At 66.8% G+C, this 22,105-nt stretch carries 21 protein-coding genes; 11 read left to right on the top strand and 10 right to left on the bottom strand.

Features of this window, described 5'->3' with window-relative positions; translation table 11 throughout:
• Position 1 precedes the first annotated feature (1 nt).
• Positions 2–580, bottom strand: a complete 579-nt coding sequence (gene petA, locus GGQ64_RS20775) for a ubiquinol-cytochrome c reductase iron-sulfur subunit (RefSeq protein ID WP_183807252.1) — start codon at positions 578–580, stop codon at positions 2–4.
• A gap of 225 nt (positions 581–805) precedes the next feature.
• Here petA and GGQ64_RS20770 point away from each other — a divergent pair, with 225 nt between their 5' ends.
• Entirely contained in the window at positions 806–1,171 is a 366-nt protein-coding gene (locus tag GGQ64_RS20770) for a nucleotidyltransferase family protein (protein WP_246422819.1), read from the top strand.
• 32 nt (positions 1,172–1,203) lie between these two features.
• Positions 1,204–1,422 carry a HepT-like ribonuclease domain-containing protein gene (locus tag GGQ64_RS20765; RefSeq protein ID WP_246422818.1) on the top strand — a complete coding sequence of 73 codons (219 nt, stop codon included), beginning with the start codon at positions 1,204–1,206 and terminating at the stop codon, positions 1,420–1,422.
• A 95-nt stretch (positions 1,423–1,517) separates the two neighbouring features.
• On the opposite strand, the gene GGQ64_RS20760 is transcribed toward GGQ64_RS20765, so the two are convergent.
• On the bottom strand, positions 1,518–3,386 hold the full coding sequence (locus tag GGQ64_RS20760) for an ABC transporter ATP-binding protein (RefSeq protein ID WP_183807250.1): 1,869 nt from the start codon (positions 3,384–3,386) through the stop codon (positions 1,518–1,520).
• A gap of 417 nt (positions 3,387–3,803) precedes the next feature.
• Entirely contained in the window at positions 3,804–5,657 is a 1,854-nt protein-coding gene (locus GGQ64_RS20755; RefSeq protein WP_183807249.1) for an ABC transporter ATP-binding protein, read from the bottom strand.
• 394 nt (positions 5,658–6,051) lie between these two features.
• Between GGQ64_RS20755 and GGQ64_RS20750 the strand changes: the two genes are divergently transcribed.
• A complete protein-coding gene (locus tag GGQ64_RS20750; RefSeq protein WP_183807248.1) occupies positions 6,052–6,513 on the top strand; it encodes a tRNA (cytidine(34)-2'-O)-methyltransferase in 462 nt (153 codons plus the stop codon).
• Positions 6,514–6,535: 22 nt separating this feature from the next.
• Here GGQ64_RS20750 and GGQ64_RS20745 read toward each other — a convergent pair whose 3' ends face one another.
• Positions 6,536–7,108, bottom strand: coding sequence for an NADPH-dependent FMN reductase (locus GGQ64_RS20745; RefSeq protein WP_183807247.1), 573 nt, complete (start codon positions 7,106–7,108; stop codon positions 6,536–6,538).
• A gap of 75 nt (positions 7,109–7,183) precedes the next feature.
• Here GGQ64_RS20745 and soxR point away from each other — a divergent pair, with 75 nt between their 5' ends.
• Positions 7,184–7,639 carry a redox-sensitive transcriptional activator SoxR gene (soxR, locus tag GGQ64_RS20740; protein WP_183807246.1) on the top strand — a complete coding sequence of 152 codons (456 nt, stop codon included), beginning with the start codon at positions 7,184–7,186 and terminating at the stop codon, positions 7,637–7,639.
• 72 nt (positions 7,640–7,711) lie between these two features.
• Here the strand turns inward: soxR and GGQ64_RS20735 are convergent, their stop codons facing one another.
• From GGQ64_RS20735 to GGQ64_RS20725, 3 genes are all read right to left on the bottom strand, one after another.
• Positions 7,712–8,995 carry a hemolysin family protein gene (locus tag GGQ64_RS20735; RefSeq protein WP_183807245.1) on the bottom strand — a complete coding sequence of 428 codons (1,284 nt, stop codon included), beginning with the start codon at positions 8,993–8,995 and terminating at the stop codon, positions 7,712–7,714.
• An 84-nt stretch (positions 8,996–9,079) separates the two neighbouring features.
• Positions 9,080–10,261 carry an MFS transporter gene (locus tag GGQ64_RS20730; RefSeq protein WP_183807244.1) on the bottom strand — a complete coding sequence of 394 codons (1,182 nt, stop codon included), beginning with the start codon at positions 10,259–10,261 and terminating at the stop codon, positions 9,080–9,082.
• A gap of 125 nt (positions 10,262–10,386) precedes the next feature.
• Positions 10,387–10,647 carry a hypothetical protein gene (locus GGQ64_RS20725; RefSeq protein WP_183807243.1) on the bottom strand — a complete coding sequence of 87 codons (261 nt, stop codon included), beginning with the start codon at positions 10,645–10,647 and terminating at the stop codon, positions 10,387–10,389.
• A gap of 177 nt (positions 10,648–10,824) precedes the next feature.
• On the opposite strand from GGQ64_RS20725, the gene hemF reads away from it, so the two are divergent.
• From hemF to GGQ64_RS20710, 3 genes are all read left to right on the top strand, one after another.
• Positions 10,825–11,736 carry an oxygen-dependent coproporphyrinogen oxidase gene (gene hemF / locus GGQ64_RS20720; protein ID WP_183807242.1) on the top strand — a complete coding sequence of 304 codons (912 nt, stop codon included), beginning with the start codon at positions 10,825–10,827 and terminating at the stop codon, positions 11,734–11,736.
• A gap of 152 nt (positions 11,737–11,888) precedes the next feature.
• Positions 11,889–12,146, top strand: a complete 258-nt coding sequence (locus GGQ64_RS20715; RefSeq protein ID WP_183807241.1) for a hypothetical protein — start codon at positions 11,889–11,891, stop codon at positions 12,144–12,146.
• 127 nt (positions 12,147–12,273) lie between these two features.
• A complete protein-coding gene (locus GGQ64_RS20710; protein ID WP_183807240.1) occupies positions 12,274–12,459 on the top strand; it encodes a DUF1059 domain-containing protein in 186 nt (61 codons plus the stop codon).
• A 139-nt stretch (positions 12,460–12,598) separates the two neighbouring features.
• On the opposite strand, the gene GGQ64_RS20705 is transcribed toward GGQ64_RS20710, so the two are convergent.
• Genes GGQ64_RS20705 through GGQ64_RS20695 form a run of 3 tightly spaced genes read right to left on the bottom strand, consistent with a single transcriptional unit; the run spans position 12,599 to position 15,110 of the window.
• On the bottom strand, positions 12,599–13,861 hold the full coding sequence (locus GGQ64_RS20705; protein WP_183807239.1) for a CCA tRNA nucleotidyltransferase: 1,263 nt from the start codon (positions 13,859–13,861) through the stop codon (positions 12,599–12,601).
• Positions 13,858–14,490, bottom strand: coding sequence for an NUDIX hydrolase (locus GGQ64_RS20700; RefSeq protein WP_183807238.1), 633 nt, complete (start codon positions 14,488–14,490; stop codon positions 13,858–13,860). The genes GGQ64_RS20705 and GGQ64_RS20700 overlap by 4 nt, the downstream gene beginning before the upstream one ends.
• A complete protein-coding gene (locus GGQ64_RS20695) occupies positions 14,487–15,110 on the bottom strand; it encodes a DUF1285 domain-containing protein (protein ID WP_183807237.1) in 624 nt (207 codons plus the stop codon). Before GGQ64_RS20695 ends, GGQ64_RS20700 begins: the two co-directional genes overlap by 4 nt.
• A gap of 162 nt (positions 15,111–15,272) precedes the next feature.
• On the opposite strand from GGQ64_RS20695, the gene GGQ64_RS20690 reads away from it, so the two are divergent.
• From GGQ64_RS20690 to GGQ64_RS20675, 4 genes are read left to right on the top strand one after another with little or no spacing between them, the layout of a single operon-like run.
• Positions 15,273–16,286 carry an AAA family ATPase gene (locus GGQ64_RS20690; RefSeq protein WP_183807236.1) on the top strand — a complete coding sequence of 338 codons (1,014 nt, stop codon included), beginning with the start codon at positions 15,273–15,275 and terminating at the stop codon, positions 16,284–16,286.
• 13 nt (positions 16,287–16,299) lie between these two features.
• Positions 16,300–17,220 carry a DUF58 domain-containing protein gene (locus tag GGQ64_RS20685; protein ID WP_183807235.1) on the top strand — a complete coding sequence of 307 codons (921 nt, stop codon included), beginning with the start codon at positions 16,300–16,302 and terminating at the stop codon, positions 17,218–17,220.
• Positions 17,217–20,030: a DUF4159 domain-containing protein gene (locus tag GGQ64_RS20680; protein WP_183807234.1), complete on the top strand. Its 2,814-nt coding sequence runs from the start codon at positions 17,217–17,219 to the stop codon at positions 20,028–20,030. Before GGQ64_RS20685 ends, GGQ64_RS20680 begins: the two co-directional genes overlap by 4 nt.
• Positions 20,031–22,100, top strand: a complete 2,070-nt coding sequence (locus GGQ64_RS20675; protein ID WP_183807233.1) for a hypothetical protein — start codon at positions 20,031–20,033, stop codon at positions 22,098–22,100.
• The last annotated feature ends 5 nt before the right edge of the window (positions 22,101–22,105 follow it).

Below are 22,105 nucleotides of genomic sequence, written 5' to 3'. Positions count from 1 at the left end.
CTCAACCGATCCGGATAACGGTGTCTGATACGAATGAATAGGTCGGCACGTGGAGGTTCTCCGGCGCCGGACCTTTTCGGATGCGGCCCGCAGTGTCGTAGTGCGAGCCATGGCAGGGACAGAACCACCCGCCGAAGTCGCCGGCCTGGCCGAGCGGCACGCAGCCGAGATGGGTGCACGAGCCGATCATGACGATCCAGTTTTCCTTGCCCTCGCCGGCCGAACGGTCGAGGTCGCTTGCCTCGGCATCGGCGGGAACGTTCGCGTTGCGCGCGACCGGATCCTTCAGCTCTGCCATCGGAACGGACTTCGCTTCCTCGACTTCCTTGTCGGTGCGGTTGCGGATGAAGATCGGTTTGCCGCGCCATTTCGCCGTCAGCGACATGCCGGGCGTCAGGCTCGAGACGTCGACTTCGATCGAGGCGAGCGCGAGCGTCGAGGCGGACGGGCGCATCTGGTCGATGAACGGCCAGGCAAAGGCCGTAGCGCCGACGACGCCGGCCATTCCGGTCGTAAGGTAAAGAAAATCGCGACGCGAGGGCTCGCCCGCGGTACCGCCTGTAGTTTCGTGTTCGCTCACGACCTGACCATCCTCTCCAGCAACTCCGCGGCGAACCGCAACTGCCTCTCTGCACCCGAGAATCCGGACACAATACGGCCATAGATTCCCCGCCAATCGGGCGCGTTCTATGCTTGATCGCGAAATATGTCCAGCCTTGGCAGGTGGTGGTGGGCACAATGTCGCGGGAAAAGCCAGACGTGTGTTTTCATTGACGCATTGGGCCCAAGCCGGACATGGACCGGGATGTGGGCAAGCTGGCTGGCAGGTGACGGCCCCATGGTAACGCCGCGCCTCATCGGCTACGCTGTATCAATGGACAGGAAAGAGATCATAAAGCTGATCGAGCAGATCAAGCCGAACCTGGAAGCAGAAGGCGTGGCGCACCTGGCCCTGTTCGGCTCGCGCGCGCGCGGGGATAACCGGCGGGAAAGCGATATTGACATTCTGATCGACGTCACGCCGGGCAGCCCCTTCTCGCTCCTGAACCTCGTCGGGGTGGAGCACATCGTCGCCGACGCCACCGGCCTCACGTCGAACGCCGTCTTGCGTCGCAGCCTCGACGAGGACTTCCGCAAGACCATTCAGGCCGATATCGTCGAGATCTTCTGATGGCTGACCGGACGGAACGCCGGCTTCGCGATATGCTGGACGCGATCGAACAGATCGAACGGATGCTTGCGGAAAAAACGCTCGAGGATTTGAATGGCGATCGGTACCTGCGCGCTGCCTATGAACGGTTCCTGGAGATCCTGAGCGAGGCGTCACGCCATGTTCCGCCTGATCTGAAGGACGCATTTCCCGATATTCCCTGGCGCCGAATTGCCGACATCGGCAATCACCTGCGGCATGCCTACCAGTAGATCGATACCGAAGTGCTCTGGAACATCCACTCTTGCGGCGAACTGGACTTGCTGCGATCGGCAGCGGAACAGTTTCTGCAGTCAGACCGATAGCTCTACTCCGCGGCAGCATCCTGGGCGAGGAAGCCGCCGGACTGGCGCGCCCACAGCTCGGCATAGATGCCGCCCCTGGCGACGAGTTCGGCATGCGATCCCTGCTCGACGATATGGCCGCGGTCCATCACCACCAGGCGGTCGAGGGCGGCGATTGTGGAGAGCCGGTGGGCGATCGCCAGCACGGTCTTGCCGTGCATCAGCCGGTCCAGGTTGGACTGGATCGCCGCCTCGACTTCCGAATCGAGCGCCGACGTCGCCTCGTCGAGGACGAGGATCGGCGCATCCTTCAGCATGACGCGTGCGATCGCGATCCGCTGGCGCTGGCCGCCGGAAAGCTTCACCCCGCGCTCGCCGACATGGGCGTCGTAGCCCCGGCGTCCGCGCTGGTCCTCCAGCCGCAGGATGAATTCGTTGGCTTCCGCCTTGGCGGCGGCGTCGATCATCTCCGCCTCGCTGGCATCCGCCTTGCCGAACAGGATGTTGTCGCGGATCGAGCGATGGAGCAGCGCGGTATCCTGGCTCACCATGCCGATGTTGGCGCGCAGGCTCTCCTGCGTCACCGCCGCGATATCCTGGCCGGCGACGAGGATGCGTCCGCCCTCGAGCTCGTAGAAGCGCAGGAGCAGGTTGACCAGCGTCGACTTGCCGGCGCCCGAACGGCCGACGATGCCGACCTTCTCCCCCGGCCGGATGGTCAGCGACAGGTCCTCGATCACGCCGCTTTCGCGACCATAGTGGAAGCGGATGTTCTCGAAGCGGATTTCCGGCCGGCTCACCACCAGCGGCCTGGCATCCGGCCGGTCGACGAGGCCGATCGGCTGCGAGATCAGTTCGGACGAGTTCTGGATCGTGCCGATGTTGCGCATGATGTTGTTCAGCTGCGTCATCAGGCGGTTGAGCAGGAAGTTGAGCCGCAGCACCAGCGCCATCGTGAAGGCAACGGCGCCGGACGTGATCGACGAGGCGAGCCAGAGATGGATGCAGAGCACGCCCATCGAAACGATCATGATGCCGGACAAAAGCGCCATCGAGGCGCGCACTCCGGTGAGAAACCGGGCGAAGCGCCGGATCGTCTCCTGGTAGGTTTCGAAGCCCTGCAGCATGTAGCGGTCGTTGACGTCGTCGCGGCCGAACAGTTTGAGCGTCTGGATATTGGAATAGGCGTCGACCATGCGCCCGTTCAGCATCGAGGCGGCCTCGGCCGAATCCCTCGAGTGGTGGCGGATACGTGGCACGAAGAAGCGTGCCAGCAGCGCAAAGACGCCGATCCACACGCAGATGATCGCAGCCAGCCTCAGGTCCAGCCCACCGATCAGCACCAGCGTCGAGGCTGCGTAGATCGTCACGAACCAGACGCTTTCCATGAACGAGGTGATGACGTCCCCGGTCGCCTGCCCGGCCGACCAGACCTTGGTGACGATCCGTCCGGAAAAGTCGTTCTGGAAGAAGGAGAGCGACTGGCGGGCGACATGCGCATAGGACTGCCAGCGCACCATGTTGTAGAAGCCCTGGGTGATCACCTGCTGGTCGAACAGCGCCGTCAGGAACGTGACGGCGAAGCGGACAACGCCGATCAGCGCCAGCATCGCCAGCAGTTCGTAGCCGTGCCCGGCGATCAGGCCGGCCCAGCCGTCCTCCGGCTTCACGCCTGCGAGGATATCGACGATCCGCCCGACGAACCAGAAGGTCGCAGCCTCGATTGCGGCTGTCAGCCCGCCGAGGATCAGCATGGCGACGAACGGCCCCGGCGCCTGGCGCACGTAGAACGCGGTGAAGCCGATCAGGCCGGAGGGCGGACGCAGGTCCTCGGTCCGCGCGAACGGCCTGATCCAGTTTTCGAAATAGGAGAAGAGCGCGCGCAGGACCATGGTCGAAGATATAGGCCGATTCCGCGACGCGGCAAATTAAACTTCGGCAAGCAAGGACGGCCTGGAAGGACGACTTCTGTGCCTCAGCGGGCACGACGGAGGTGTCGGGACAGGTGCCGTTTGCGCATGGGAAGTGCCGCCACACCCTCTCACCGTCACACCGGACCCGATCCGGTGTCCAGCAGCGCCGCGTCCGCGGCGCGAGAGAAGCACCTTTGCGCGCAAGGACTTGCGCGAACTGGATGCCGGCTCGGGGGCCGGCATGACGGCGGGTTTTGGGCAGGCGAACGAGAAGCCCCGGCAGGCGGCGTACGCACCCAAGTAGGCCAGAAAAGGCCGGCGCGGTGTAACTGGTGCTCACGCGGCGCGCCTGGCAGACGCACCGCGTTCGGTTCGCTACCGCCAGCGGCAAAGACGCTACTCCGCCGCCGCCTCGCTCTTCTCGTCGTCGGCGATGAAGCCGCCGGACTGGCGGGTCCAGAGGTCGGCATAGATGCCGCCGCGGGCGACGAGCTCGGCATGCGTGCCCATCTCGTGGATGTGCCCCTTGTCGAGCACGACGAGCCGGTCCATCTCCGTCAGCGTCGACAGCCGGTGGGCGATCGCGATCACCGTCTTGCCCTCCATCAGCGAAAACAGGTTCTCCTGGATCGCCGCCTCGACTTCGGAGTCCAACGCCGAGGTCGCCTCGTCGAGGATCAGGATCGGCGCGTCCTTGAGGAACACACGGGCGATCGCGATGCGCTGGCGCTGGCCGCCGGAGAGCTTGACCCCGCGCTCGCCGACCTGGGCATCCAGGCCCTTGCGGCCGTGCAGGTCGACCAGGTCCTCGATGAAGCTCCAGGCATTGGCGCGCCTGGCCGCCTCGACGATCTCGGCATCGCTCGCCTCGGGCCGGCCGTAGGCGATGTTGTCTCGGATCGAGCGGTGCAGCAGCGAGGTGTCCTGCGTGACGACACCGATCTTGCTGCGCAGGCTGTCCTGCGTGACATTGGCGATGTCCTGGCCATCGATGGTGATGCGCCCCTTCTCCAGGTCGTAGAACCGCAGCAGCAGGTTCATCATCGTCGTCTTGCCCGCACCCGAACGGCCGACGAGGCCGATCTTCTCGCCCGCCCTGATTGACAGCGTCAGGTCGCCGATCACGCCCTTGCTCTTGCCGTAGTGGAAGCCGACGCCCTCGAAGTCGATCGCCCCCTTCTTCGCCGACAGGGCTTCCGCCTGCGGATGGTCGGTGATGTCATGCGCCCTCGTCATCATCCCCATGCCGTCATAGACGGTGCCGATGTTCTCGAACAGCGCGGAGACTTCCCACATGATCCACTGCGACATGCCGTTGATGCGCATGGCAAGCCCGATCGCGATCGCGATCGCGCCGACCGAGATCGCCCCGTTCAGCCAGAAGCCGATCGATAGCGAAGCGATCGCAAACAGCGCCACGCAATTGTTCAGGTAGACGAGGATGTGGAACATCGTCACCTTGCGCATCTGCCGGTGCACGGTCTGCAGGAATTCGTCCATGCCGTTGCGGGCATAGTCCTCCTCGCGGCCGGCATGCGAGAACAGCTTCACCGTCGCGATGTTGGTGTAGCTGTCGACGATCCGCCCGGTCATCGACGAGCGGGCATCCGCCTGCTCGGCGGAGATCTTGCGCAGCTTCGGCACGAAGTACCAGACGATCGCCACATAGATGCTCATCCAGACGAGCAGGGGCAGTACGAGCCGGAGGTCCGCATTCGCCACCACCGCGATCATGGTGACGAAGTAGGTGACGACATAGACGAACACGTCGAGGATCTTCATCACCGTCTCGCGCACGGCGAGCGACGTCTGCATGACCTTGGTGGACACCCGGCCGGCAAACTCGTTGGCGAAGAAGGTCATGCTCTGGCGCAGCAGATAGCGATGCATCTGCCAGCGCGCGATCATCGGATAGTTGCCGAGCAGCACCTGGTGCATGATCAGCGAATCCAGCGCCACCACCGCAGGCAGGCCGACCAGCACGATCGCGCCCATCCAGAAGAGCCGCGTTCCCTCCGTCTCGAGGAAGCCGGCGCGGTCGGCATTCGACAGCCAGTCGACGATGTTGCCGAGGAACTGGAACAGCATCACTTCGCCGATGGCGATCAGCGCCGTCAGGATCGCCATGGTGAAGAGCCACGGCGCCGCCGGCCTCGTGTAGTGCCAGCAAAAGGCGAAAAGACCCGCCGGCGGAAGCTTCGGCTCCGCGGAGGGATAGGGATTCAGTCTGCTTTCAAACCAGCCGAACATGGTGGTTCACTCTCCGAAAAATGACCCGGACCCTCTGGGAAGCGGCCTGCGCCATGGGCAGGCAGGCACTTCGGGCCGGGAGACCGCAAGGCGGCGAACTGGGCCGGATGCGGTCGATTGAAAATGCAAAGTTGGGAAAAAGCGTCGAGCGCCTAGGCGAGACGGGGAAAAATACCGTCAAGGAGGCGTGGTCGATAAGCTGTGTCCATCCGGCTGCCTCCCTGTTCTCGCGTTGAGAGATGACGTTTGTTACCCTGAATTGCGTCGTTTTGCCAGCGCTTTCCGCCGGATCCGCCATCATCCGCCGTTCGTCTGTTGCCGGATCGGCACAAGCCGCCGCCCTGGCCTGCGAAGAGGCCCTTTGGCAAGGCTCCGGTTTGCGCTATGGCAGGGCATGTCCGACCTTCGCATTGCCCTCTACCAGCCCGACATCGCCGGCAACACCGGAACGATCCTGCGCCTTGCCGCCTGTCTCGGCCTCGGCGTCGACGTCATCGAGCCGGCCGGCTTCGACATATCCGACCGCAGCCTGAAGCGCGCCGGCATGGACTATCTCGCCGCCGTCGCGCTGACCCGCCATGTCACCTGGGAACGCTTCGAAGAATGGCGCCAGGCCTCCGGCCGCAGGCTCGTCCTCGCCTCGACGAAGGCTGCGACGCGCTATGTCGATCTGCGCTACCGGCCGGACGACGTCCTCCTCTTCGGCCGCGAGAGTGCGGGCGTGCCCGATCACGTGCACGAGCGGGCGGACGCCCGTATCCTCGTCCCGATGGTCGAAGGCCAGCGTTCGATCAACGTCGCCATGTCTGCCGCGATGATCGCCGGCGAGGCGTTGCGCCAGACGGGTTTCGCCTGAACCGCGGCCCTCTCCCCGGCCCTCAAGCGGCCGCACTGTCATAGACGGTCTCCTCGCGCGCGTTTCGAAGCGCCCTCGCCCACCAGAACAGCCGCCGCATCATGACAATCAGCGGCCCCCGCATCTGCGCCGGCCGGAAGGGATTGCCCTGCGAATCGAATTGCGACCAGGCGTGCGCCAGGCTCACCGTGTCGCGGATGGAGACGGCGTGCAGTTCGGCAAATACCTGCCGCAACTGCTCGACGGCGCGCAGGCCGCCGGAAACGCCGCCATAGGAAACGAAGGCAACGGGCTTGGCGTGCCAGGGCCTGTAGGCGCTGTCGATCAGCGCCTTCAGCACGGCCGGATAGCCGTGATTGTATTCCGGCACGACGATCAGGAAGGCATCCGCCGCCTCCAGCTTCGTCTCGATGATTGCTGCCGAGAACTCATCCGGCCCGCTGGCGGAAAAGGTCAGCTCTGCGGGATCGAGGATCGACAGTTCGCAGCCGCCGACATCGCGCAGTTCCGCCTTGAGCCAGTCTGCCACCGTATCGCAGAAGCGCCCCTCGCGGGCGCTGCCATAGATCATCGTGACGCGGATACTCTCGTTCATGCTGTGACTCCGGTTTTCATTGCAACGGAGTCGATGCTATAAAACCTCAACCATAGTTGAGGTCAACAGCACCCCATGCGAACACCCGAACAAAAGATTCCCTTCGAGCTGAGCGTCGGCGAGGTCGCTGCCCGCAGCGGCATCGCCGTGTCGACGCTGCATTTCTACGAGACCAAGGGGCTGATCCGCAGCAACCGCAACCGCGGCAACCAGCGCCGCTACCCGCGCTCCATCCTGCGCCGGGTGGCCGTGATCAAGATCGCCCAGAAAACGGGGATTCCGCTTTCGGAAATTGCCGATGCACTGTCGACCCTCCCGCACGACCGGCCGCTGGCGGCAGACGACTGGCACGCGCTTTCGCTGCGCTGGCGCAAGGCACTCGACGAACGCATCACGAGGCTGACCGCCCTTCGCGACCAGTTGGAGGGCTGCATCGGCTGCGGCTGCCTGTCGATGCAGGAGTGTCCCCTGCGCAACCCCTATGACGCGCTCGGCCGGGACGGGAGCGGGGCGAGGCTCATCGAACCCTGAGCGCCGCAAGCCCGCACCGCCCGCACCATCTCGGTGCGGGCAACCGTCATCCTGGGAGATCGCTCGTTTTCGTCAGGGAAGCCTGCTGGCCAGCAGCTTGTCGATCCGCCTGCCGTCCATGTCGACGATCTCGAACTGCCAGCCTTGCGTCTGGGCGATCTCGCCGGTCACGGGCAGGTGCTGCAGCACGTCGATGATCAGGCCGGCGACGGTCTGGTAGTTGCGGCTCTCCGGCAGGGACAGGCCGAAGCGGTCGGCCAGTTCGTCGATCGGCATGGAGCCGGATATCAGCCACGAACCATCGGCGCGCTGGACGGCATAGTCGTCGTCCTCGCCCTCGCCGATGTCGGAGCGGAACACGCCCGCGATCGCCTCCAGCACGTCGGCCGGCGTCAAGACGCCCTCGAAGTGGCCGTACTCGTCGTGCACGAGCAGCATCGGCACGTCGGACGAGCGCAGCGCCTCCAGCACGCGCATCGCGTCCATGCCGTCCGGGATGACCGGCGCCTGGCGGATATAGCTGCGGATGTCGAACGGCGCGCCGGAAGCGACGGCCGGCAGAAGCTCGCGTATCTGCAGGATGCCCATGATCGATTCGATGCCGTTCTCGCTGACCGGCAGGCGCGAGTGCTGGCTGGTGAAGATCTGCTGACGGAGTTCGGCTGGATCGTCGGAAAGGTCGATCCAGTCCACGTCCTTGCGCGGCGTCATCAGCCCGCGCGCCTCGCGGTCGGAGAAGCGCATCACGCCGGCAATCATGCTCTGCTCGCCGCTCTCGATGACACCCGCGGCCTCGGCCTCGGCCATCACCGCCTTGATCTCCTCGTCGGTGACGACGCTTTCGGGCGCCTCGTGCAGGCCGAGGGTGCGGAAGATCAACCGCGTGGAGCCGTCGAGCAGCCAGACGAACGGGCCGCCGACCTTGGACAGCATCGCCATGGAGGGCGCCACCATGCAGGCGAAGCGCTCCGGATTGCGCAGCGCGATCTGTTTGGGAACGAGTTCGCCGACCACGACCGACAGATAGGTGATCAGCGTGATGACGATGCCGTAGCCGAGCGGGCCAGCAAGCCACGCAGGGACCTCGGAATCGAGCAGGATCTGGCCGAGCCGCGCGCCGAGTGCCGCACCCGACACCGCACCGGCGAGAATGCCCACCAGCGTGATGCCGATCTGCACCGTGGAAAGGAACCTGCCGGGATTGTCGGCCAGCCGGATGGCGGCCTCGGCGCCGCGCCGCCCCTGGGCGGCCATTGTTTTCAGCCGAACCCTTCGCGACGAGACGATGGAGAGTTCGGAAAGGGCAAAGAGACCGTTGATGACGATAAGAAGAAATGCAATCGCAAGTTCGAACAAGCGGTGTTCGCCGGACGCATTGATCGAACCGGCACCTTTCAGCTATTTCAGATGGCCGCAATCTAAGGGCCGCGAAGTCCGGGGTCAATGCAATCCTTGGCCGGCCTTCGGGCGAATCCCGTTCAGCGCTGCCAGGCACGCAAGCGTGCCGATCGAGAGCGCAAACGCGGCCATCAGCGCCGTCCGGCTGCCGAAGCCGTCGATCGCGTAGCTGAAGAGGGGCGGTGCGGCGGCAAAGGCAAGGTTGAGCGGCAGGCCCGCCCGCGCGATCGCCGTGGCATAGTCGGCGCCTTCGAAGAAGACGAGCGGCATCGTCGCCCGGCTGACCGCCATGGCGCCGCTGGAAAGGCCGTAGAGAACGAGAAACGCGACGATCGACCACTGGGCACCGGAGCCGGCGATCAGGACGATCAGCGACACCGGCATCAGGCCGGCCGCGACGAGCCCGGTCGTCAGCCCGTCCCAGCGGTTTCCGCCGAGGAAATCGAGCAGCCGCGCCGACAACTGCACCACGCCGATGGCGGACGCGAAGCCGACCGCGAGTGCAGAAGGCACGGAAAGATCGCGAAACAGCGCGATGACGACGAGCTGGAAGCCCCAGGTGACGAAGCCGTTCAGCGCAATCGCCCCGACGAGCAGGCCCATGACCAGCCAGTATCGGCTGCCGTTCGCGCCGCGCCGGCCGGCATCGACGCCTTGCTTTAGTGCGGCCGGCCGCACCGGCGGCAGCCCGAAGAAGGTCAGCGGGACGACGACGAGCAGCATGGCGGCTGCGAAGAGGGCGAACGTCGCCCGCCACCCGAATGCGTGCTGCAGGAACGCGGTCATCGGCCAGGAGACGGTCGGCGCCAGCGCCATGGCGAGCATCTGCGCCCCGATCGCCCGGCGGGCTGCGGCGGCGAAGGCCTGCGACAGGTAGACATGCGCCGCGTTCGTCAGCGCGCCAGCGCCTGCAATCCCCAACACCACCCAGCCGGCATAGTAGACCGCAGGGTCCTGCGCGACGGCGAGGAGGCAGAAGCCCGGAATGGCGGCAAGGCTTCCCGAAATCAGGACCACGCGCGGGTCATGGCGCCGATAGAGCCAGGCCGTCGCCGGCGACGCCAGGGCCATGGCGACCAGCATCGCGGAAGGGCCGAGGAACACTTCGGTCGAATTCAGGCCGAGATCGGCGGCGATCGCATCGCCGAGCACCGAGACCGCCATGAACATGGTGGCCCAGGCGACAATCTGCGTGACGGAAAGGATCGCGACGGCGCGGAACATGAGGGAGAAATCCGGTGGAGCATTCTCCTACCGCATGCATGCAGTCACCGATGTGTCTGTCGCGCTACAACCTGTGGAAAAAACGAACGACGGCGTCCCGGCGGGGCGTCCAAGGGGCAGGACCGTCAGTCCGCGCTGGGCAGCCGGCGCATGGTGAATTCGATCCGGTCGCCTTCCAGCGGCCGCCAGCTTTCCACTTCGGTCCAGTAGGCGGCCTTCGGCCAGGTCTCGAACCATTCCCGCGCCTTCAGGCGCGCGGCATTGCGCTCGAGCTGGTAGGTCTCGCGGACAAAATGGCCTTTTTGCTGCGCGTTGCGCGACAGCCTGCTCTGTTCGATCCGCCGCTTCAGGCCGTCGAGCGGCGGAGGACCTGGAATACGCGCCATTCAGAAAGCCTCCGGCAGCACATTCATGACACCAAGATAGGATGCCGGCGCCACTTTGGCGAGTCCCGCCTTGCGCAGGTTGGTCGTGGCCAAAGGTTGCCAAAGGGCGACGAAAAATGGGAAATGAGGCACGAAGCAGAATCGGCCGCGCAATGCGGCCCCGCTGGGGAACAGACGATGGAACGACCGGACCTGCCAAAGGGCCTGCCGGACGACATAGCGGAGCGCAAGGCGCGCGCCCGGGCGTGGTTCGAAAGCTTGCGCGACCAGCTCTGTGCGGCCTTCGAGGCGCTCGAGGACGAACTCCAGGGTCCGCTCAGCGATCGGGAACCGGGACGGTTTGTCGGCCGCGACTGGCAGCGCGAGGAAGGCGATGGCGGCGGCGGCCGCATGTCGATGATGTCCGGCCGCGTCTTCGAGAAGGTCGGCATCCACACGTCCACCGTGCAGGGCGAGTTCTCGCCGGAATTTCGGGGACAGATCCCCGGCGCCAACGACGATCCGCGCTTCTGGGCGTCGGGCATCTCGCTGATCGCCCACCCCGTCAATCCGAACGTGCCGACCGTGCACATGAACACACGCATGGTCGTCACCACCAGCCACTGGTTCGGCGGCGGCGCCGACCTGACCCCGATGCTCGGCCGCAGGCGCGTCCAGGCCGATCCCGACACGGTGCTGTTCCACCGCGCCATGGAGATCACCTGCAAGCGGCATCCGGTCGCCGACTACCCGAAGTTCAAGGCCTGGTGCGACGAATACTTCTTCCTCAAGCACCGGGGCGAGCCGCGCGGCGTCGGCGGCATCTTCTACGACTGGCTGCACTCCCCGAAGGAAGCCGGCGGCTGGGATGCCGATTTCGCCTTCACCCAGGACGTCGGACGCGCCTTCGGCCTCGTCTATCCGAAGATCGTCCGCTCGAATTTCAACAGCGGCTGGACCGAAGAGGACCGCGACGAGCAACTCGTGCGCAGGGGCCGCTACGTGGAATTCAACCTGCTCTACGACCGTGGCACGATCTTCGGGCTGAAGACCGGCGGCAACGTGGAATCCATCCTCTCCTCCATGCCCCCGGTGGTGCGCTGGCCCTGACCGGCCCCCTGACTGGCTCTGACTGGCTCTGACTGGCCCGGACACTTTCCGTTCACGCGTATTTGCGTTGGATCAAGCTTCCCCGGCGCTTACTGGACTAGTCTTTGTTATGATACGATTGTCCTGCATGGTTCCATCGGAGGAGGGTTATCATGACGAACACGGCTGCCGGCATGCCGAGGGGCGAGGAGCAAGCGCTCGGGACTGCCGAACTCATCGACCGCATCGCTGAAAACATCCGCATCGCAAGCGGCACCAGCCTGCCGCGGGAATACTATCTGCAGCAGGCCCGCCAGCAACTGGCCGGACAACAACCGGCAGGTCAGCAATCTGGAAAATCACCCCCCGGAGCCACCAAGGACCAGGACCACCGGTCGTCGGCCTGCTTCGACGCATGGGCAAGGCGCTGACCTTCGCCTGAGGAGCGGAACCACGCCTTCCGCTCTGCGTTGCATCCTAGTCACGTTCTGATCCGGCCTCGGGCCGGCGGGACGAAGGATCAAGAAACTGCCAAGCACAAACATAGGGAGATATGCCATGAGACTGTTTGAATGTGGAACGCTCGTGCCCGGATGCGAGTGGCATACGCGCGCCGACAACGATGCCGAAGTCGTCCGCCGCGCGGTCGAGCACCTGCGCACCGCCCATGGCGAAACCGTCATTCGCGAGAACATGGTCGAGAACATCAAGTCACGGATCGTCGACGAGAAGGTAAGCGCCTGACCGGCTATCGCCTTTCCTGACGACCTGACCGGATCGGCGCCGCGCAACGGGCTTGCGCGGCGTTTCCAGTCCGGCTCCATGTCAGGGTCCGTTGTCCGGTCCCATTTGTCCGCCACGTTCCTGCTGGCGGATCTTACCGTCAGGCATCCTTCGCCAGCGTCTGCAGACGTGTCATCAGCGCTGCGCGGTCGAGGTTGAAATTCCCCTCCACCCATTCCGTCTCCAGCGCCTCCAGCACCTTGCCGACGGCCGGGCCGGCCGCGATGCCGGCGGCGAGCACGTCGGCACCGGAAAGCGGGAACGCGGGACGCGTCCAGCGGCCGGCGCGTTCCAGCAGGCGCTGGACGCGAGCACTTTCCGCCATCGCCTCCGGATCGCCCCCCTCCGCCTTCGACCGCGCCACGGCGAGTGCCAGCTTCAGACGCGTCGTCAGACCCTCGCGACCATCCCGATACAGCATGCGATCGAAGGCCGTATCGGCGAACGTCTTCGGGATCTCCGGCGCCGCGGCCCAGGCGGCGAGAGTGGCGCCTTCAGCGCGCGACAGCCTCAGCCGCTCCGACAGGGCGGCGAGCCGTTCGCCATCCGGCGGCACCATCGCCGAAAGCCGCAGCAGCGGGTCCGGATCCCATTTCAGGGCCTGCTCCGTCGCAATCAGCGCCGGAATGGTGTCGATGCCCCACTTCTCGGTTTCGGGCAGGATGGCGGAAAGCACGCCGGACTGCCGCATCCAGAGCAGCGCGCGGAACGGGTCGGGCGCGGAGAGAAGCTTCTTGGTCTCAGACCAGACGCGCTCGGCCGAAAGGGATGCGAGCCTGTCCTTTGCCCGCGCGCAGGCCCGCAGGCCATCCGCGTCAGGCCGGCCGTCGCCATAATAGGCGAAGAAGCGGAAGAAGCGCAGGATCCGCAGGTGATCTTCGGCGATCCTCTGGCCAGCATCGCCGATGAAGCGCACGGTCTTCGTCTCGATATCGGGCAGTCCGCCCACCAGGTCGATGACCTCCCCGTCCGCGGTCGCATAGAGCGCGTTGATCGTGAGGTCGCGCCGTTCGGCATCCTCCTGCCAGTCCGTTCCGAACGCCACCTGCGCCCGGCGGCCATCCGTCTCGACGTCCCGGCGCAGCGTCGTCACCTCGAACGGCGTTCCGCTTGCGACCAGCGTCACGGTTCCATGGTCGATGCCGGTCGGCACCGCCTTGATCCCGGCGGCCTTCGCACGCGCGACCACCTCCTGCGGCACGAGCGTGGTGGCGATGTCCACGTCCCCGGCCGGCACGCCCATCAGCGCGTTGCGCACAGCACCTCCGGCGATGCGGGCCTCGCCGCCGTCCGCATTGAGCAGGTCGAGCACACGCCGCAACGCCGGTTGCCTGAACCAGTCCTGATCCGAAAGCGACGTCATGCGTAGAGCCTTTCATAGATCACCCGGACAATGCCCGCGGTGATGCCCCAGATGTTCCGCCCCTCATAGGGCATGCGATAGTAGTGACGCTCGCCGCCGAGCCAGACGCCGCTTCCCGTTTCGTGGTTGGCGGGATCCATCAAAAACGACAGCGGCACCTCGAACACGTCGTCGACCTCGACCGGGTTGAGCGTCAGCGAGAATCCCGGCTGCACCACCGCCAGCACCGGGGTGATGCGGAAGCCGGAGAGCGCCATGTAGTCCGGCAGGCGCCCGACCGACTCGATCAGCCGGCGGTCGAGCCCGATCTCCTCTTCCGCCTCTCGCGCGGCGGCGGACTCGACATCATCGTCGTCCTCGTCCACCGCGCCGCCCGGAAAGGCGATCTGGCCGGAATGCTTGCGCAGGGTCGCGGTGCGCTGCGTGAAGATCAGGCGCGCATCGTCGCCCTCGTCCACGGCTGCGACCAGCACCGCCGCATCCTTCAGCTTCATCTCCTGCACATGCGCGACGGTCGCCGGGTTCATCCTGGCGTCGCCGCTCTCGCGCCAGCTGTCGGCGGTGATCGTCTGCGACTGCGCGATGGCGCGGCGGCGGAACTCGGTCGCACTGTAGAGGGGAGAGCTCATAGCAATAGCGCTTCCAGCTCTGCCGCCGGCATGATCGGAAACACGACGCCGCCCGAGCGGACGGCGAACATCTCCGTTCCCTCGACCGCGATCGTCTCGCCGAGCGCGACGATGTCGTACATGACCGGCCGCGCAACAAGCGCCTCCAGACGGCCGCGGACATGCAGGTAGGGCTTCAATTCTTTGTTATCGCCGTGGACGACGAAGCGCAGGGGATGGTCGCCGCCGGCCTCCACCACGTCGCCGACATTGGTGCGAAACGTCAGCACCTGAGTCTCTCCTTGCCCCACCGCTTCCATCTCGACGGCGACGAACGGCGCGTCGACGACGCGGATGCCGACCTTTTCCACAGGTGTTACAAGACAGGTCCTGCCGTCCTCCTCGCGCCGCAACACCGTGGAAAACAGCCGCACCAGCGGCGCCCTGCCGATCGGCGTGCCCATGTAGAACCAGGTGCCGTCGGCCCTGATCTCCATGTCGATGTCGCCGCAATCGGGAGGATTCCACTTCTCCACGGGTGGCAGGCCACGGTTTTGGTCGCCTTTGTCGGCTGCGGCGCGCGCAATCAGCGCCGCCAGTCCGGCCGCATCGCCCGAGGCCTGAATATCGCCCTTCGCCATTGTTCCGTCCCGGTTGGCCCCTATCTCAAGCACTTGTGACGAGATAGTCATTTCGACATGGCTTGTCAGCAGCAGGTGAGCCGATAAGCTCAACAATCGACCGTTGGAGCGACAAGAGCTTCGGCCCGACGGAAGGCGTAACCCGGTATTCTGGAGACGACCATGGGCGTTATGACATCCTCCGAGGCGGCTCTCGACGAAAAGGCCGTGGTCGCAGCCGCCGAGCACGCCCTGGCCGACATCGCAAGGATACGCCAGGAGGTCGGCAAGGTCATTTTCGGACAGGAGAGCGTGGTGGAGCAGACAATGCTCGCCGTTCTCTCCGGCGGCCATGCGCTGCTGGTCGGCGTGCCGGGCCTCGCCAAGACCAAGCTGGTCTCCACGCTCGGCACAGTGCTCGGCCTGAATTCCAGCCGCATCCAGTTCACCCCCGACCTGATGCCGTCCGATATCCTCGGCTCGGAAGTGATGGACCAGGACGAGAACGGCAAGCGCTCCTTCCGCTTCGTCCCCGGCCCGATCTTCACCCAGCTTTTGATGGCCGACGAGATCAACCGCGCCTCGCCACGCACCCAGTCCGCCCTCCTGCAGGCGATGCAGGAATACCACGTGACCGTCGCCGGCCGCGCCAACGACCTGCCCCGCCCCTTCCATGTGCTGGCCACGCAGAACCCGCTGGAGCAGGAGGGAACCTATCCCCTGCCCGAGGCGCAGCTCGACCGCTTCCTGCTGCAGGTCGACGTGCACTATCCCGACCTCGTCGCCGAGCGCCGGATCCTGCTGGAGACGACCGGCATTGCCGAGGCCGAGGCCGGCCAGGCGCTGACCGCCGAGCGCCTGCAGGAGATCCAGACGCTGATCCGCCAGATGCCGGTCGGCGAGACGGTGCTCGACGCGATCCTCGCCCTCGTTCGCTCCGCCCGCCCGGGCCACGGCAATGCCGAGACCGACAAGCAGGTCGCCTGGGGCCCTGGCCCGCGCGCCGGCCAGGCGCTGATGCTCTGCGCCCGCGCCCGCGCCCTCTACGAGGGCCGCCTCGCGCCCTCGGTCGACGACGTGCTGGCGCTCGCCGAGCCGGTGCTGCAGCACCGCATGGCGCTGACCTTCGCCGCCCGCGCGGAGGGCATATCGGTGCGCGACGTGATCGCCTCGCTCGTCCGGCAGGCCCGCGGCTGACGGGAGGCGCTGAATGGCCGCCATCGGAACCATCGTCGAGCGTACACCGTCGGCCGAAGTGCTTTCCCGGGCGCAGGCGCGCGCAGCACTCATCCCCGATTGCCTGGTCGAGGCCCACCGCCTCGCCAACACCGTGATCGCCGGCTGGCACGGGCGCCGCAAGCGCGGCATCGGCGAGAATTTCTGGCAGTTCCGCCCCTATGTGGATGGCGAGAGCCTGTCGCGCATCGACTGGCGCCGCTCCGCCCGCGACGACCACACCTATGTGCGCGACCGCGAATGGGAGGCCGCCCACACGATCTGGCTCTGGGCCGACCTGTCGCCGTCGATGATGTTCAAGTCCTCGCTCGGCAGCGTCTCGAAGGAAAGCCGCGCGCTCGTCGTCATGCTGGCGCTGGCCGAAATCCTGGCCCGCTCCGGCGAACGCATCGGCTGCCCCGGCGTCATGGAGCCGGTCGCCGCGCGCAATGCCGCAGAAAGGCTCGCCACCGCCATCGCCCATAGCCCCCTCACCGACGGCCTGCCGCGAACGGACATGATCCGCGGCTCCAGCGACATCGTCCTGATCGGCGACTTCCTCGACGCGCCGGATACCATCATGGAGCGCCTCGCCCCGCTCGCCCGACGTGGCCTGCGCGGCCATGTGGTCGAGATCGCCGATCCCGCCGAGGACCTCTTCCCCTATGCCGGGCGCACCGAGTTCACCGACCCCGAGACCGGGCAGAAGCTGACGGCCGGCCGCGCCGAGACCCTGAGGGAAGACTATACCCGCGCCTACCAGGCCCGCCGCGCCGCACTCGCCGACAGCCTGCGCCATCTCGGCTGGAGCTTCGTCGCCCACCGCACCGACCACCTCGCCTCCGAGGCGCTCGTCGCCGTCCACATGTACCTGTCCGGCATGCCGGCGCCCAAAGCGGCCGGAGATCGCCGATGAGCGCCCTTGCCTTCGCCTATCCCGCCGTGCTCGCAGCCCTCGTCGTGCTGCCGGCGATCTGGTGGCTGCTGCGGCTGACGCCGCCGAAGCCCGTCGTCGAGGCCTTTCCGCCCTTCCGCATCCTCGCCTCGATCCTCAAGCGCGAGGAGACGCCGGCGCGCAGCCCCTGGTGGCTGACGCTGCTGCGCATGCTGATGGCGGCCGCCGTGATCCTGGCGATTGCCGACCCGGTACTCAATCCACGCGAGAACACGCTCGTCGCCTCCGGTCCGCTCGTGCTCGTGATCGACAATAGCTGGGCTGCGGCCGGCGACTGGCAGCGCCGCATCGACACGGCGAGCGCCATGATCGACGACGCCGAGGCGCGCGACCTGCCGATCTCCGTGGTCTTCACCGTCGATCGCCAGCATGACGCCGTCCCCACGGATGCGGCCACCGCCCGCACACGGCTCGCCGCCGCCCAGCCGCGCCCGCTGCCCGCCCAACGCGAGCAGGCGGTCGCAGCGCTGAAGACGGCGCTGGCCGACACCCCGCCCGGCACGCTCGCCTTCCTCTCCGACGGCATCGCCGGCAGCGAGGACGACGGCACGATTTCGGCGCTGCAGGCGCTGCAGCCCGCCCAGTTGCGCCTCGTCGAGGGCGACGGCCGCAGCACGATCGCGCTGACCGACGCCAACAACGACGCCGAGACGATGGACGTGACCGCCAGCCGCCTTTCCGCCGGCGAGGCGCGCACGCTGGCGCTGACCGCGCACGACACCCGCGGCCGGGCGATCGCCAACGGCACCCTGAATTTCGCCGCCGGCGAGGCCAGGGGGACCGGCAGCATCGCCGCCCCCTTCGAACTGCGCAACGACTTCGCCCAGGTGACGATCGACGGCCTTGCGACCGCCGGCGGCACCTACATGCTGGACGACGGCTTCCGCCGCCGCCGCGTGGCGCTATTGACCGGCGAGACGCACGACGCCAGCCAGCCGCTGCTCTCCTCGCTCCACTATATCGAGCAGGCCCTGGCGCCCTTCTCCGATCTCGTCCGGCCCAATGTCGCCGATCTCGCAGCCGGCATCCCCGAACTGCTGGAGCAGCGCCCCTCCGTGATGATCATGGCCGACGTCGGCCGCCTGCCGGAGGAGACCTACGCGCCGCTGCAGCGCTGGCTCGAGGCCGGCGGCATGCTGATCCGTTTCGCCGGCCCGCGCCTGGCCGCCGCCCCCGCCGACGACCCGCTGGTACCGGTCGTCCTGCGCAAGGGCGAGCGCGCGCTCGACGGGGCGCTGTCCTGGTCCGAACCGCAGCCGCTCGCCGACTATCCGCCGACCAGCCCCTTTGCCGGCATGCCGCGCGCGGGCGACGTCCTCGTCAAGCGGCAGGTGCTGGCCGAACCGACCCCCGACCTGCCGGAGCGCACCTGGGCGAGCCTGGCCGACGGCACCCCGCTCGTGACCACCGGCAAGGTGGGCGCGGGCCGCATCGTGCTCTTCCATGTCAGCGCCGAGACCGGCTGGTCCAACCTGCCGCTTTCGGGCGATTTCGTCGAAATGCTCCGCCGCAGCGTCCAGCTGTCGCGCGGCGGCGGGGTCGCGGCCACCGGCGAGGCGCAGGGCCAGCACCTGCCGCCCTTCCGGCTCCTGACCGCCGCAGGCACGCTGTCCACCGACACCGGCGAAGCCAAGCCGCTCGATCCGGCTACCGCCGGCGCGGCACCCGCCACCGCCGACAATCCTCCCGGGCTCTATGGCTCGCAGGACGGATTTCTGGCCCACAACCTGTTTCCGGCGGGAACGAACCTGGCCCCGCTGCCCTTGGCCGACGCCCCCTCCGTCGCCCGCGAAAGCCTGATCGGCCAGGTCGCGCAGTCGCTGAAACCGGCGCTCTTCTTGATCGCCACGCTCCTCCTGCTCGCCGATTGCCTGATCGTGCTGATCATGGGTGGCGCCTTTGCGCGCCGCTTCCGGCCGGTCGTCGCACGCGGCACCACGGCCCTCGCGCTCACCCTCGGTCTCGGCCTTGCGCTCGCCACGCTGGCGCCATCCCCCGCACTTGCCGACGACACGCGGCCGAATGACGCCGAACTGCTCGACCGGATGGACACCACCCACCTCGGCTATGTCGTCACCGGCGAGGCCGACGTGGACAGTGTCTCCGAGCGCGGACTGGCGGGTCTGACCGAGTTCCTGACCTACCGCACCACGCTGGAGCCCGGCGCACCGGTGCCCGTCGACATCTCCAAGGACGAACTCGCCGTCTTTCCGCTGCTCTACTGGCCGGTGAGCGCATCCGCCGACATGCCGACCTCGGCCACGATCAGCCGCATCGATGCCTACATGCGCAACGGCGGCACGGTCCTGTTCGACACGCGCGACCAGTTTTCCTCGCTGGACAGCGGTGACACCAGCCCCAACACGCAGCGCCTGCGCGACATCCTGGCCAACCTCGACATCCCCCCGCTGGAACCCGTTCCGCCGGAGCACGTGCTGACCAAGTCGTTCTATCTGCTTTCGAATTTCCCCGGTCGCTTTACCGGCAGCCCGCTCTGGGTCGAAGCCGAGCTCGACCAGCAGCAGGATCCGAACCGCCCCGCCCGTTCGGGCGACGGCGTGACCCCGATCATGATCACCGGCAACGACTTCGCCGGGGCCTGGGCAATCGACGCCAACGGCATGGCGCTGCTTCCGACCGTGCCCCCGGACGAGACGCAGCGCGAGCACGCCTTCCGCTCGGGCGTCAACATCATGATGTACATGCTGACCGGCAACTACAAGGCGGATCAGGTCCATGTTCCCGCGCTTCTCGAAAGGCTCGGCCAGTAGATGAACATCGCCTTTTCCCCGCTCCTCCCCTGGCCTGTGATCGGCGCAATCGCTGCGATCGCCGCGGTCCTTGCGGTCTTCGCACTGTGGCGGCGCGTGCGCGGCGCGCCCTTGCGCGCGCTTGCCTTTGCGCTGCTGCTTCTGGCCCTTGCCAACCCGGTGGTGATGAACGAGCAGCGCGATGCGCTTTCCACCGTCGTCGCCGTGATCGTCGACCGCAGCCAGAGCCAGCAGAACTCCGATCGCACCGCGATGACCGACGAGGCGCTGGCCGAACTCAAGGAACGGCTGGCGCAATATCCGCGCATCGAACCGCGCATCGTCGAGGCCGGCGATGATCCGGATTCCGACACGCCCTCCACCCGCCTGTTCGACGCGCTCACCTCTGCGCTTGCCGACGTCCCGCCCTCACGCGTTGGCGGCGCCATCCTGCTCACGGACGGACAGGTGCACGACATCCCCGATCCCGCGGCGTTCTCGAGCTTCGATGCCCCGGTGCACGCGCTGATCACCGGACGGGAGGATGAATTCGACCGACGCATCGAGGTCCTCAACGCGCCGCGCTTCGGCATCGTCGGCGAACCGCAGGAACTGAAATTCCGCGTCACCGACGACGGCAAAAGTCCCGGCACCGCCGCGCGGGTGACGATCCGCCTCAACGGCAACGAGATCGCCTCCGAAACCGCAACGCCGGGCGTGGAGACGCCCTTCCGCTTCACCGTGCCGCGCGGCGGCAACAACGTGCTGGAGTTCCTGGTCGACCCGGTCGAGGGCGAGATCACTACGGCCAACAACCGCGCCGTCCACATCATCGACGGCATCCGCGAGAACCTACGCGTGCTGCTCGTCTCCGGCGAGCCCCACGCCGGCGAACGCGCCTGGCGCAATCTCCTGAAGTCGGACACGGCGATCGACCTGGTCCACTTCACCATTCTGCGCCCGCCGGAGAAGCAGGACGGCACGCCGATCAACGAGCTGTCGCTGATCGCCTTCCCCACGCGCGAGCTCTTCGTCGACAAGATCAACGAATTCGACCTGATCATCTTCGACCGCTACCAGCACCGCGGCGTGCTGCCGATCCTCTACTACGACAACATCGCCCAGTACGTCGAAAACGGCGGCGCGCTGCTGATCGCGGCCGGACCCGAGCATGCCGGCGACGATTCCATCGCCTTTACGCCGCTGTCGGTGGTGCTGCCGGCGACGCCGACCGGCGTGATGAACGAGAAGGCCTTCTTCCCGCGGCTGTCCGATCAGGGCCGCAAGCACCCGGTCACCCGCGGCCTCGAGGGTGCGCTGGACGAACCGCCGCACTGGGGACGCTGGTTCCGGACCGTCGATGTGGCGCCGCCACAGGGCAACACCGTCATGGAGGGCGCGGACGGCAATCCGCTGCTGGTGCTCAACCGCTACGGCAAGGGCCGCGTCGCCATGCTGCTGTCCGACCAGGGCTGGCTGTGGGCGCGCGGCTTCGAGGGCGGCGGACCGCATGTCTCGCTCTACCGCCGCACCGCCCACTGGCTGATGCAGGAGCCGGCGCTGGAGGAGGAAGCGCTGACGGCGCGCGCCTTCGGCCGCACGCTGGAGATCACCCGCCAGACGATCAAGGACGCGCCCGGGCCGGCGATCATGAAGCTGCCCTCCGGCGAGACGCGCCCCGTCGATCTGCGCGAGGACGGCCCCGGCCTCTACAAGGCCGAAGTCCGCACGACGGAAACTGGATTGTATGAGATCGAGAACGAGGGCCTGACCGCGCTCGTCCATGTCGGCGCCGTCGATGCGCCGGAATTCAAGGCAACGATCTCCACCACGCAGACGCTGGCCCCGCTCGCCGAAAGCACCAAGGGCGTCGTCCACCGGCTGGCCGACGACGAGGGCAGCCTCAGCGTTCCCCCGCTCCTGCCCGTCTCGGGCGCCGTGCGCGCCCCCGATCCGCAACGGCTGTCGCTGCGGATGACCAACGAGACGGTGCTGAAGGGTATCGACAGCCTGCCGCTGTTCGCAGGCTTCGCCGGCGTCGGCCTGCTGCTGCTGGCCCTGTCGGCCACGTGGTATCGCGAAGGGCGTTAGCAGCG

It is taken from the genome of Mycoplana azooxidifex, assembly GCF_014196765.1.
GTDB lineage: Bacteria > Pseudomonadota > Alphaproteobacteria > Rhizobiales > Rhizobiaceae > Mycoplana > Mycoplana azooxidifex.
This window is presented reverse-complemented; position numbering and strand designations above follow the sequence as displayed.